The organism is Atribacter laminatus (assembly GCF_015775515.1).
Lineage (GTDB): Bacteria > Atribacterota > Atribacteria > Atribacterales > Atribacteraceae > Atribacter > Atribacter laminatus.
Window position 1 is genome coordinate 2,670,532 of sequence record NZ_CP065383.1, and the last position, 12,110, is coordinate 2,682,641.

14 protein-coding genes and 1 tRNA gene are annotated in these 12,110 nt (G+C 40.6%); 4 read left to right on the forward strand and 11 right to left on the reverse strand.

Annotated elements, in window-relative coordinates; all coding sequences use genetic code 11:
• Window positions 1–204: 204 nt before the first annotated feature.
• On the reverse strand, window positions 205–1,209 hold the full coding sequence (locus RT761_RS11950) for an IS110 family RNA-guided transposase (protein WP_218110940.1): 1,005 nt from the start codon (window positions 1,207–1,209) through the stop codon (window positions 205–207).
• Window positions 1,210–2,012: 803 nt separating this feature from the next.
• Here RT761_RS11950 and RT761_RS11955 point away from each other — a divergent pair.
• The gene (locus tag RT761_RS11955; RefSeq protein ID WP_218111649.1) at window positions 2,013–2,243 is read left to right on the forward strand and encodes a radical SAM protein; all 231 of its coding nucleotides are present in this window, start codon (window positions 2,013–2,015) and stop codon (window positions 2,241–2,243) included.
• 146 nt (window positions 2,244–2,389) lie between these two features.
• Here RT761_RS11955 and RT761_RS11960 read toward each other — a convergent pair whose 3' ends face one another.
• From RT761_RS11960 to RT761_RS11975, 4 genes are all read right to left on the reverse strand, one after another.
• Window positions 2,390–2,578 carry a hypothetical protein gene (locus RT761_RS11960; protein ID WP_218111650.1) on the reverse strand — a complete coding sequence of 63 codons (189 nt, stop codon included), beginning with the start codon at window positions 2,576–2,578 and terminating at the stop codon, window positions 2,390–2,392.
• Window positions 2,538–4,073 (reverse strand): sodium:solute symporter family transporter, encoded by a 1,536-nt coding sequence (locus tag RT761_RS11965; RefSeq protein ID WP_218111651.1) that lies wholly within the window; start codon window positions 4,071–4,073, stop codon window positions 2,538–2,540. The genes RT761_RS11960 and RT761_RS11965 overlap by 41 nt, the downstream gene beginning before the upstream one ends.
• On the reverse strand, window positions 4,070–4,384 hold the full coding sequence (locus RT761_RS11970; protein ID WP_218111652.1) for a DUF485 domain-containing protein: 315 nt from the start codon (window positions 4,382–4,384) through the stop codon (window positions 4,070–4,072). Before RT761_RS11970 ends, RT761_RS11965 begins: the two co-directional genes overlap by 4 nt.
• Window positions 4,385–4,654: 270 nt before the next feature.
• Complete coding sequence (locus tag RT761_RS11975; RefSeq protein ID WP_218111653.1) at window positions 4,655–5,272, reverse strand: hypothetical protein; 618 nt, start codon at window positions 5,270–5,272, stop codon at window positions 4,655–4,657.
• A 32-nt stretch (window positions 5,273–5,304) separates the two neighbouring features.
• Between RT761_RS11975 and RT761_RS11980 the strand changes: the two genes are divergently transcribed.
• Window positions 5,305–5,787, forward strand: a complete 483-nt coding sequence (locus RT761_RS11980; protein ID WP_218111654.1) for a GNAT family N-acetyltransferase — start codon at window positions 5,305–5,307, stop codon at window positions 5,785–5,787.
• A gap of 119 nt (window positions 5,788–5,906) precedes the next feature.
• On the opposite strand, the gene RT761_RS11985 is transcribed toward RT761_RS11980, so the two are convergent.
• Complete coding sequence (locus tag RT761_RS11985) at window positions 5,907–7,010, reverse strand: alcohol dehydrogenase catalytic domain-containing protein (protein WP_218111655.1); 1,104 nt, start codon at window positions 7,008–7,010, stop codon at window positions 5,907–5,909.
• A 209-nt stretch (window positions 7,011–7,219) separates the two neighbouring features.
• Here RT761_RS11985 and RT761_RS11990 point away from each other — a divergent pair, with 209 nt between their 5' ends.
• Window positions 7,220–7,381 (forward strand): hypothetical protein, encoded by a 162-nt coding sequence (locus tag RT761_RS11990; RefSeq protein WP_218111656.1) that lies wholly within the window; start codon window positions 7,220–7,222, stop codon window positions 7,379–7,381.
• A gap of 97 nt (window positions 7,382–7,478) precedes the next feature.
• Here RT761_RS11990 and RT761_RS11995 read toward each other — a convergent pair whose 3' ends face one another.
• From RT761_RS11995 to RT761_RS12015, 5 genes are all read right to left on the reverse strand, one after another.
• Complete coding sequence (locus tag RT761_RS11995) at window positions 7,479–7,820, reverse strand: hypothetical protein (RefSeq protein ID WP_218111657.1); 342 nt, start codon at window positions 7,818–7,820, stop codon at window positions 7,479–7,481.
• A 71-nt stretch (window positions 7,821–7,891) separates the two neighbouring features.
• Window positions 7,892–9,346: an IS4 family transposase gene (locus RT761_RS12000; RefSeq protein ID WP_218111658.1), complete on the reverse strand. Its 1,455-nt coding sequence runs from the start codon at window positions 9,344–9,346 to the stop codon at window positions 7,892–7,894.
• Window positions 9,347–9,428: 82 nt separating this feature from the next.
• Window positions 9,429–9,971 carry a hypothetical protein gene (locus tag RT761_RS12005; protein WP_218111659.1) on the reverse strand — a complete coding sequence of 181 codons (543 nt, stop codon included), beginning with the start codon at window positions 9,969–9,971 and terminating at the stop codon, window positions 9,429–9,431.
• A 151-nt stretch (window positions 9,972–10,122) separates the two neighbouring features.
• Window positions 10,123–10,632 (reverse strand): hypothetical protein, encoded by a 510-nt coding sequence (locus RT761_RS12010; RefSeq protein ID WP_218111660.1) that lies wholly within the window; start codon window positions 10,630–10,632, stop codon window positions 10,123–10,125.
• A gap of 104 nt (window positions 10,633–10,736) precedes the next feature.
• Window positions 10,737–11,852, reverse strand: a complete 1,116-nt coding sequence (locus RT761_RS12015) for an aminopeptidase (RefSeq protein ID WP_218111661.1) — start codon at window positions 11,850–11,852, stop codon at window positions 10,737–10,739.
• 168 nt (window positions 11,853–12,020) lie between these two features.
• Here RT761_RS12015 and RT761_RS12020 point away from each other — a divergent pair.
• Window positions 12,021–12,096, forward strand: a tRNA-Arg gene (locus tag RT761_RS12020).
• Window positions 12,097–12,110 lie beyond the last annotated feature (14 nt).

Consider the following 12,110-nt stretch of genomic DNA (forward strand, 5'->3'; position numbering starts at 1 on the left):
ATCCTGAAAATACCATCTTATAAATTCCCCCATTGAGGGGGGATAAAGGGGGGTGTGCCTTTAATCGGTCATCCTGAGCCCTCGCTTTTTGAGGGCGTGAGGATCTCATCTTTTAAGTTTTTTCTTCATAAATACTTTAAATGATGAGATTCTTACGTCGTCCGGCAAAAACACCGGACTCCTCAGAATGTTCTGTGTTAATTGTCAAGTCAAAACTACTTCAAGATTACTTTTTAGTTTTAGGTAATGAGGATCATAAGGACAACCACTTTTTAATACTGCAAAGGCCTGTCTTAAGAGCTTATTGGCGACTGCTATGAGAGCGACTTTCTTCGGTTTTCCTTTCGCAAGGAGTCGCTGATAGAGTTCCCGACATTGAGCATTAGACCGTGAAGCCGAAAGAGCCGCAAGATAGAGAAGCCTACGGAGATAGCCGTTCCCCTTTTTACTCAGCCAGGCTTTGCCTTTGTCTTTTCCAGATTGAGAGATCTGGGGAGCAAGGCCTAAGAAACTGGCCACTTCTTTCCCTCGAGAGAAGCGATCCATCTTTTGGAGGAGTCCTAAAAGAGCAGTCGCCGAGCATTTCCCGATTCCTTTGATACTCAGGAGCAGTTGGTATTCTTTCGGAGCATACTGGGAAACCAGTCGTTTTGCTTCGGCTTCGAGGGTTTTGATCGCTTTTTCGATCTCTTCCAGCTGTTTTTGATAGATATCCCTCACCACTGGGTTGATCTCGTTATGGCAGGTGAATGCTTCTCGGTAATTCTTCAAGTTGGTTCTTTCTTTTTTGAGTTGGTCTAGACCTTTTAAGACTTGAGTTATTTCTTCAGCCATGCTCTCTTTGGGAGCAAAGAGAGTGACCTCCTGATAAAAACCAAATTGGGCAATCAACCGAGCATCTTTCCTATCAGTCTTGGCTCTTTTTAAGAGCATCTCGGCATATTTTTTGATGATGAAGGGATTGACGACGGCAACGGAGTAACCTTTCTTATAGAGGGTAGTGGCGAGTTTGAGATGATACGCTCCAGTTGCTTCCATGACAAAAAGAGTGTGAGAGGGATCACTTTTTGGGATGCTTTTCTGAACCTCTTTCAGGAACGACTTTTCTTGGTTGGGAAAGGAAAAATCAAAAAAAGTTGTTCCATCAAAGCGACTGGCTTGCACTGAGTCTTTCGCAATATCCATGCCCACTACTTGTTGGTACTTCATGTTTTTTATCTCCCTTTTCTTTTGGTTGGTATTTTGATCTATTCTTCCTTGGACTTTCATCGTTTTTTTATTCAGGCTTTAGTTGCCTCATGTTCTGTAAAGTCTTGGGGAAGAGAAGAAGGTGGTGGACAACATTCTGAACGGTTTTTTAACCAATGACGAAAATGTCCTTTTTCCACCTTCTTTTTTCTTTTATAAAACATTTTAGTAATTATTTGGTATTTTTGGTATAGGAATCAATATACGATGACGGGGAGGGTGGATGAGATTGCCACGTCGCACAAGACGCTCCTCGCAATGACGGATTTAGATAGGTATTTTCATCCTCATCTGGTGCTGCAAAGCAGCATGAAGGTCTATCCTGAAAATACCATCTTATAAATTCCCCCATTGAGGGGGGTTAAAGGGGGGTGTGCCTTTAATCGGTCATCCTGAGCCCTCGCTTTTTGAGGGCGTGAGGATCTCATCTTTTAAGTTTTTTCTTCATAAATACTTTAAATGATGAGATTCTTACGTCGTCCGGCAAAAACACCGGACTCCTCAGAATGACTAAGTGGATGGTAGAGATTGCCACGTCGCACAAGACGCTCCTCGCAATGACGGATTTAGATAGGTATTTTCATTCTCATCTGGTGCTGCAAAGCAGCATGACGGTCTATCCTGTAAATACCAGAACGTTTTTTAAGGAAATTTTTTAGAGCAACTCACCAGGATTTCACTCTGTCCTAGGCTTTCACCCTCATTCTCACCTTTTCCCATCAAGGGAGAAGGAACTTTGAGTCGTCATTGCGAGACCTGGTTTTTTGAGGTCGTGGCAATCTCTTGAGTCATCTTTTAGAAACGGACTTAATATCCCCATTGTTTATAATTGCGGCGGTTATGAAAGTACGGCTATCTTAAAGAAATTGGATGGTGTTATTGATATTTACCTTCCCGATGCCAAATATGCTGATGAAAATACAGCACTGCAATTATCCAGAATACACGGATATCCGGAAGCCATGAAAGCTGGGTTAGAAGAAATGTACCGGTAAGTGGGTGATTTAAAGGTTGATCGACGGGGAATCGCCTAGCGGGGCCTGCTTATCCGGCACCTGGTCCTTCCTGACAATCTTGCTGGAACAAAAGAAATTATGACTTTTATAGCCGAAAAGATATCCCCAGGTTGCTGCCATTAATATCATGGCGCAATATTATCCAGCCTATCAGGCCTATAAACATCAATCACTGCAACATCGCCTCCAACCAAAAGAACATGAAAAAGCGTGTAAATTAGCTTTTTCCATAAGCCCAAAGTTCCAATTTGATTTTTAGAAGCTATAGTACTATTATACCCCTCCGATACAGCTGCGGACAACTTCCTCAGCAAACTGTTCCTCTGCTTGTGAATCATGCGTAAATCTTGAAACTATAATACCTACAAGAAAAGAACCGGCCATAGAAAAAAGCCCGGGATTTTTTAACGGAAAGAGTGCCTGAGCATGATGGAAAATATCCACCCAGATCGTGGGGCTTAAAACGATAAGTATGATTGCTAAACTCAATCCTGTAAACATGCTGGCTACTGCACCTTGAGTGGTAAATTTTTTCCAATAAATCGACATAAGTAACGCTGGAAAATTGGCACTGGCTGAAATTGCGAAAGCTAATCCCACCATAAAGGCTATATTTTGACCTTTAAAGAGGATCCCTAATACAATGGCAACAATGCCCAAAAAAAGAGTGGAAACTTTTGCCACTCTCAATTCCTTTTTTTCATTGTTAATACCCTGCTTAAAAACTCCAGCATATAGATCGTGAGAAACCGCTGAAGCACCAGCCAAGGTCAAACCAGCAACCACCGCTAAAATAGTCGCAAAAGCGACCGCTGCCAAATAGCCAAGAAAAACTTGCCCTCCCAACACCTCAGCCAATAGAAGAGCTGCCATATTCCCGCCTTTATCAATGGCTTGAATAGCAGTTTTTCCGACAATTACTGCCGCTCCAAAACCTAAAATAAAAGTGAGGATATAAAAAAATCCAATGAAACCAGTAGCATAAAAAACTGATTTTCTGGCTTCTTTCGAATTGGGAACGGTGTAAAATCTCATAAGAATATGTGGAAGACCTGCAGTACCAAACATTAATGCGAGTCCTAGAGATATAGTATCCAAGGGATTTTTGACTAAACCCCCCGGGAGAAGAAAATCGAGACCATATTGATTCTGGGCGTCATTAATTAGATTCCCAAAATGGAATCCATAACGAGATAAAGTCCAAACTGCCAAAACAGTTGCACCACCAAGCAGGAGTGCTGCTTTAATTATTTGAACCCAAGTGGTTGCTAACATCCCTCCAAAAAGGACGTAAGCAAGCATGATTGAGCCTACTATAACAATCGCTGCTTCATAAGGAAGACCAAATACAAGTTTAATTAAGGTCCCGGCACCTACCATTTGAGCAAGGAGATAAAAAAGCACAGTGACGATACTCCCTATAGCGGCAGCACTTCGTACCGGTCTTTTACTCAATCGATAGGCCACGACATCCGCATAGGTATATTTCCCTAAATTTCTGAGTGGTTCAGCGATGAGAAAAAGCACCACCGGCCAGCCAACCAGCCAACCGACTGAATATATCAGACCATCATAACCACTCAGAGCCACCATACCGGCAATTCCCAAAAAAGATGCAGCACTCATAAAATCTCCCGAAAGTGCCAAACCGTTTTGAAAACCACTGATGCCATGTCCAGCAGCATAGAACTCACTGGTAGAATGGGATTTCTTTGAAGCCCAATAGGTAATGAACAGAGTAGCTGCCACAAATACAAAAAAGAAAGAAATTGAAATCGGATTGACTTGCCCCAAACTGGTTGTACTCATGAGTGGCCTCCAGTAGTCCTTTTCATTCTATCAAGAAGTGAATCGTATTTTTTGTTCGCCCACCAAACGTAAACTCCCGTGGTGATCCATCCAATAATGATAATTCCAATTCCAATATAAATACCCAAGGTAATACCACCAGATATTTTCCGAGCTAACAATTCCCGATCAAAAGCATCAATCAAAATATATGCAACATAAATACCAACAATAAGCAAAGTTAAAGTAAAAGTAATGGTTTTTCTTCGGTTATATAATTCTTGAAAAGCAGAATTATCTAATCTCTTATTTTTGTTTGGCTTTTTTTTCATTTGCTTCCCCTCACTAGAAATCAAATTGTCGGCTTTGAAGTAAATCAATAATTCATACTGTTAAAACGGCACAATTGTCAGAGGCAATTATAATCCTATCTCCGTAATAAAACGGGGCTCCAAAACAAAGGGCTATAAGCTCAATGAGCTTAGAGGAAATATTAACTTGGTGGAGGATGAAACTGGCGAATCATAGTAAAAATCAACTGCATTCCCCTGTCTTTTATTTTCAATTACCATTTATTATACCTCTCATTGTGAAAAAAGAGGCTATTCGAAACAACTATCCCGGTATAAAATTAAATAATCCACGATAATCGATGTGGCTTCAGGACGAAAGTCTTCCTCAAGGGATTTATTGTTCAATACCGTTTCAGCAAAACACCAAATCTGACACCAATCGTAATCAAAGGCGACCTGACCTCGTGCTATGGCAGTTACAATATTTACTGTAAAACTCTTTGGTTTGATTTTCAAAGCTCTTTCAAGAATTTTCATGGCCTCTAAAGGGTGAAAATAATCATCAAGAAGTTTAAGATATCCAAGACACATCAACTCACTCCTGTTTAAAGCGTAGATGGGAAGGTCCTTGGTCTGAAATCGATATTTTTTCATAAGATATTGGGTAAATATTTCGGTATTCTTTTTCCCCTCGAATTTCCATCCTAAAGCATTAACTAAAGCGGCTTTTTGATCCAAAGAAATATTGAGATCAGTTAAAAATCGACACATTTCTTCATTAAGAACCCCTTGTTCTTGAGCTATTTTGACTAGAGGAATATCCAGATAAGCTTCAGAAAAGGGAGTTGAAGTTGCTGGAGAATCAGCGAAAACGCCTTGCGAAAAAACCAATAGGACATATAAAATAGTAAAAAATTTAATTTTCATTTATCCACCTCCAGTAGGAAAGGAATTTAAATATGAATAAGCCGTTTACGGTCATGGAAGTCACCAACGAAAAAACTTCCATCGATATTATCAAGCAATTATTCTTGGAATACGCCCAATCGTTGAACTTTAGCTTGTGCTTTCAAAACTTTCAAAAAGAACTCGATGAACTCCCCGGCGTCTATTCGCCCCCCAAAGGTTTGCTTTATTTAGCTCTGGTGAATGGAAAACCAGCTGGATGCATTGCTCTGAAACCTCTTAAGGATCAAATCTGCGAGATGAAGCGACTTTATGTCCGACCGGAATTCCGAGGACTGGGAATCGGGAAGGGCTTGGCAATTCATCTCATCTCCCGTGCTAAAGAATTAGGCTACCATAAAATGCGTCTTGATACCATTTCGACCATGAAAGAGGCAATTACACTATACAGGTCGTTGGGCTTTTATGAAATTGAACCTTATTACAATAATCCAGTTGAAGGCGCTCATTTTATGGAAATGAATCTAATTGGGTAAGATGAAATTGTGGAAGAAGGAACTTTATGCTTTTATCTTGAGGTGTACATAAAAATTGCCCCTCTTTTTGATATAAAGAGGGGCAATTGACCATTAGACTTATATATTCATATATGTGGTTACGGAACCAATACCACCTTAATTGACTCGTCCCCTTTTTCTGCCAATTCCATTCCTTTTTCGAACTCAACCAGAGGAAATTCGTGGGTTATGATATCTTCGGCTTTCACTTTGCCTTCTTGAATAAAGCGAATTGCGGCTGGATAAGTGTAGGGGCTTAAATGGGCTCCCCGAATTTCAATTTCTTTCACGTCTCCAATAATCGACCAGTCAAGGAGAGTTGGTTCATTGAAAACGCTGAACTCAACATATCTTCCCAATTTTCGAATCATATTCATTCCTTGATGAACTCCTTTGGGGTTACCACTGGCATGAATATACACATCGCAACCATAGCCATCAGTCAGATCTTTTACTTTGGCAACTACATCTTCCTTTAGCGGGTTCATTACTAAATCTGCACCTAATTCTTTGGCTAAATTTAATCTTTTTTCTTTTGCGTCGATCGCAATCAGGAGTTTCGGATTTTTAAGACGAGCCGTCTGAAGCATACCAAACCCCAGAGGTCCAATACCGGCAATCACCACAACGTCATCGAGTTGGATATCAGCTCTTTCAACAGCATGGATTGCACACCCCAACGGTTCAATGTAGGGAGCCATGTGAAGGGGGAAACCTTCAGGTAGTTTGTGATTGCGGGCAGTAGCAGGGAATCTCATATACTCGGCAAAACCACCCTCGGCATCATGTTTTTGGTAGCCGTAAATATTATGAACTTCGCACATCCAGTATTCTCCACGAAGACAATAACGACAAATACCACAGGGAATAATTTGTTCGGAAGTTGCCCAATCACCCAGCTTCAAACCGTATTTTTTGCTTGCTCCCTCTCCTAAAGCTACCACTTTACCATAAAATTCATGACCGGGAATAACTGGAGGTTTCACATAAGCCGGTTGGCCATCTCCTCCCCAGATTCGTGCGGCGCCATGGAAAGTTTTTACGTCTCCAGCACAAATACCGCAACCACCAACTTTAATTAAAACTTCTTCTGGCCCAATTTCTGGAACATCAACTTCTTCTAAGCGGAAGTCACCGGGAGCATAGTTGACTACTGCCTTCATCTTTTTTGGAATGTTTCCAGTTGATTCGATATGTGCCATAATAAGATACCTCCATAATTCTAATTTTTTTTATTAATCACTTTCCCCAATGATTTTCTTGGTTCACTTTAATATTATATACAAATTTGCAGAAGAAGACAGAAATTATTAGATGGAAAAGAAAATAGTTGCCCCTCACTTTGACCCTCTCCCACCAAGGGGCGAGGGAATATTGGCGAAAGACACCGAGGGGGAGAGGGGGTGATGGGATGATGGGGCGCGAGATTTTGGTTCCTTCTCCCTTGATTTTTTTACTGTTCCGTCATTGCGAGGAGAACAACCGTTCTTTGGTTGGACGACGTGGCAATCTCATCCACCCACCCCGTCATTCTGAGAAGTGTATTATGCGACGTGAGAATCTCATCCTTTAAAGTATTTATGAAGAAAGAACCTAAAAGATGAGATCCTCACGGATTCGCAAAGCGAATCCTCAGGATGACGGATTAAAGAATTTATTTGATGGTATTTTCAGGATAGATGATCAAGGTGTGGGGGTTTTATGTTGGTGGATATTAGTGCGATTGGTAATCCCCGCCGATCTATTTCATAGGCCATAATGTAAGGAGTTTTTTGATCATGATTAAAATTAGGCTGTTCCTCAATAATTTCAATTATAGTTTCCATGAAATTGGAAAGATATGGGTAAATGAGATAGAGAGCAGTAAAGAGCAATATAGCGATAACAATAAGGAAGGGGAGGGTGCGATATTTAAAACGCTGCTTAGCTCGCTGTTGTTGTTCCTCAATTCCTTGCAAGAGGTGGTGAATTTTTTCAGCTTTCTCTTTATTTTCTAAGTCATCCGTTATCATTCACCTCCTGTAAAACAAAGAAACTCATTTCTTTTTTCTTAACTATTAGGTTGTTATTTATAATAAATGACTCAACTTTCGCAGTTCAATAATAGCACTTTTTCTCTCAACCATGCTGGAAGACTATTTACAAAATAGATGAGTAGCTCTTTGACTTTTTCTTCTGAAAGGACAAGAATCTGTTTGATGGTCGTCTTCAGGAGCTCAAGAAGAAGAGTGAGTGCTTCCATAAGAGTGATATCCTGAATTTCATCATAGCAGGCATAGAAAAGCTCGCCAAAGGTTCGGGGATCGGTGTTTCTCCGGGCAATAACCGCGAGCATGATATAGCGGATAAAGACGATACTGGTATGGGATACCAGAGCATCATAGGATCGAACCTGAAATTCCCGAGTGAGTTTCAAGACCGATTTCACCATCTTGAAGAAAACCTCGATATCCCAGCGTTTCCCATAGAGGGTGACGATCTCGTCTTCAGAAAGAGACAGATCAGTTGAAAGCAGTGCCAACCATTGAGATTTTTGTTTTTCACTTCGGACAAAGACAATCCGAGCTAAAAGTGGTTTCCCAGTGAGATTGAGATTCACGACACCCGATCCAATGATATTGCCGTGTGGTCTTTTCTGAATTCTGGTGAAAAGAGAGGAAAGAGAAAGAACTTTTCCACCAAAAGAATAGTAAATTTTTGGGGTGTTTTTGAGCATGCACACCACTGATAATCCGCGAAGAGCACATTTGCGGATGAGGGCTGGAAAACTGAACCAACTATCAAAAAGAATAGTTGAGACCAAAGGACAGTGTTTCAAGGCTCCATCCAGGAGGTTGAAGAAGACATCTGGAGCTTTTTCTTGGGATTCTTTCCGAAGACGAGCTCTTTTGTTTCGTCCATCAACGGAGGCATCCATGGGACAGAGCTGGTTTTCTTTGCGGTGAGAACTTAACAATGAAAAAGCAAAGGGAATGAAGGTAGCACCATCGGTGAGTCCTAAAGTGAGCATTCTGAAACCCCGACTGAACCGTCCTTGGGCGTGATCATAGAATCGAGAGAGCCCTTCAACTTTCAAGCTCCGAGGCCGTTCATAGGGGGAATCATCCACCACCCAGGTGTAGCGTTTCAAACTGGTAAAAGGAAGGAGCGCTTCAGAGACTACTTTGGTACTCAAAAGAAAGAGCAATTTTCGCCAGCTCCCACTGGTCTTGTGGAGGAAACGGTAAAGAGTGTCTTTCTTTCCTTGGAAAAGGGGATGTCGAGATTGGAGAAGACCAGCAACGTTTTTCTGAGTAAAGACTAGGAGAAAGATCATCTGAAAGACGTCTTTGACTGGGAACCCTTTCTTTTTGTTCATATGGCATTTTCGAAACAGTTGGTTCACTTTAAACTCCTTCATAAAGGAGGAAAACATGGGTAACAAGGTCCTTTCATTTTTCAAATTTTCTGGTAGGATAGTCATGAAGACACCTCTCTCTTTGTGGTGATTGGTTTTTTTCCTTAAGTCAATTCTACCAGAAAGGAGGGGTGTTTTCATTAAAAAACCCTTTAAAATCAAGGTTTTTCAGCATTTATTTTAGTGCGAAAGTTGAGTAAATGATAACAAAATGATCGATAAGTCAGTGGAGAAGGCGAGTGTGCGAGTTCGTGTTTTTTTGTATTGAATCCAGGGCTTTCTTCATATTTTCCGGTTTATAAGTACCGAGTAAAATCTTCTTTTGATCAATGGTGACCAATTGAACTCCGATATCTCCAGAGAGAGTATAAGCCTTTCCGTATTTTCCATAACGGATTCCCCATCCCCCATAATCTCGCAAAGGTCGATAATGGATAATTTGGTAACTCACTAGACGGTCTTTTGGTAATCTTTGGTATCGCAGATGAAAAGGACTATAACGGTAACCAACCCCCTGGTTATGAACTATTATTTCTAAACGAATAAGTGACACAAACAGAGGAAGACCAATCACAACAATCAACCCAACGATTAATAATCCAGTATCTGACATTGGATTATTTCCCCAAGGTTTTTTAAAAATTAACTGCTGTATCATCCCAAACAAAAAAACCACAACAAGAATCAAAACTAGTCCCCAGATCCACCAGGATTTGACGGTTTGAATTTCTTTAAAAAATACCTGATTGGAATTTCCAATATTCATCTTTTTCCCTCAATATCTTCATCTTTTTCCTTAAAATAATGTAATTGATTTTTCAGCTTAATGCAAATTACTCTGGATATAATCATAGATGGAAAATTCAAAAAATAAAAAAGGCTGCCCATTCAATGAGCAGCCTTTATTTAAATCATTTTTACCGGTTACGATTTCCCCGGTTTCCCATCATGCCACGACCACTCCCATCTTGATCACGACCGCCTCGTCCGCGGCAATCCCAATCTTCATCTTGGTTTCGATTTCCTCGATTATCATCATTATTTTTTCTACCCGCCCAAAGGGGGTATCCATCAGCATCTCTTAATTCATAAGTTTTATCATTCACTTTGAATGAATAGGGGAGAAACACATTATCGGCGACATATTCACCGGTTAGAGAAATAGATGCTCCAATTTGAAAATCTTTTGGATCATATTGCCATACTGGACCTAATTCAACTTCAACGACTTTACCATCCACATCAACTTTGATTTCAATCTGCGGTGGAGTGAAATCAACGGCTTGTATTGTTCCATTCATATCAACTGTTTTTCCGGTTAATTGTCTCCCATAATTATTATCTCCTCGGCCACGGGCTAAAGCAAAACTACTTACCATCAGAACAACCAGAAGAGCTACGGTAAAACCACTTAAAATCTTTTTCATTTTTTTCAGCTCCTTTTCATCTTTTTACTGATTGTTCCTATTTTAACCGCCCAACCTTAGAATAACCTTAGAATTTCATTAAAGTTTGATTAGAATTCTAGCTTTTATCCTAAAACATCTTCTATAAATTTTCCCTGTTTATAAAACAACTCTCCATCAGCATAGATTTCCCCTTGGTCACGCATGTCGCAAAGCATATCCCAATGAATTGAAGATTGATTGGTCCCACCTGCCTCCGGCATCGAGTCTCCCAAGGCCATGTGTATCGTACCTCCAATTTTTTCATCAAACAACATATTCCGGGTAAATTGCTGGATTTGATAATTCGTCCCAATAGCCACTTCTCCAAAAAAACCAGCACCGTTATCAGTGGTAAGAAGGGAACGAAGTAAATCCTCCCCTTTTTTTGCCCGGGCTTCGACGACTCGGCCGTTACTCACCCTTAAAGAAATCTTCTCAACTTCTTTTCCCATGTATATCCCTGGAAAACTAAAAGTAATACGTCCGTCAATTTGATTTTCAATTGGTGAGGTAAAAATTTCTCCATCCGGGAAATTTTCCCGTCCACAACAGTTAATCCAGGTACGACCAGCAATTCCCACCCGCAAATCTGTTTTCTCACTAACGATACGCAATTCTTTTTTTGAATTGAGATAACGAACCCATTTCTCTTGATCTTTTTCAATTCGCAACCACTCAGCTATGGGATTTTCGGTATGAAGATATCCCGCTCTATAAACAAAATCCTGGTATTCTTCTAAACTCATACCGGCTTCCTGGGCATCGGCATGAGTTGGATACTGAGTTCCACACCAACGCAGACTTCCATCCCCCATTCTTTGGGAAAATTTTCGACGTACTGCTTCGTTGGCTTGAATGCCCATTTTAATTTTTTCGGCATCAATGTTGGTAAAGGACTTGGTATTCCAACTTCCCCAAGCAGACAAAAAGATATCAGCATGATCTACAATGGTTTTAAAAAATAGGTCTTCGGCTTGGATTGCCTCCTGGCTTCCATACCGGAATTTTGCCAGCCTAACCGACTTAAGTTCGACGGTGGTTCGTACCAAAGCACCCATCTGAAAAGCTTGGGACGCAACAGCTTCAATCCAAGGGATAGCAACATCTTCAGCAGTAATAAAAACTTTCTCACCGGGCTGGACTCGGGTGGAATAGGAAAGGAGGAGCTTGGCTAATTTTTCTAAATAAATATCAGACATATTCATCCCTCAATTTAAATATTTTTTTAAAACCAAACCTAATAAGTATATCAAAAGATGATGCATCGCGATATTTAATTTTAAATCGTTAAGAAACCAAACAAGAATAACCGAAATTAAACTCTTTTCTTTTTTCAGGATTTTTCTTATAATATGCAAAGAAGGAGTGCGCCTGTAGCTCAATGGACAGAGCCGCGGACTTCGGATCCGAAGGTTGGGGGTTCAACTCCCTCCAGGCGCGCCATTTTTTTCCTTCAT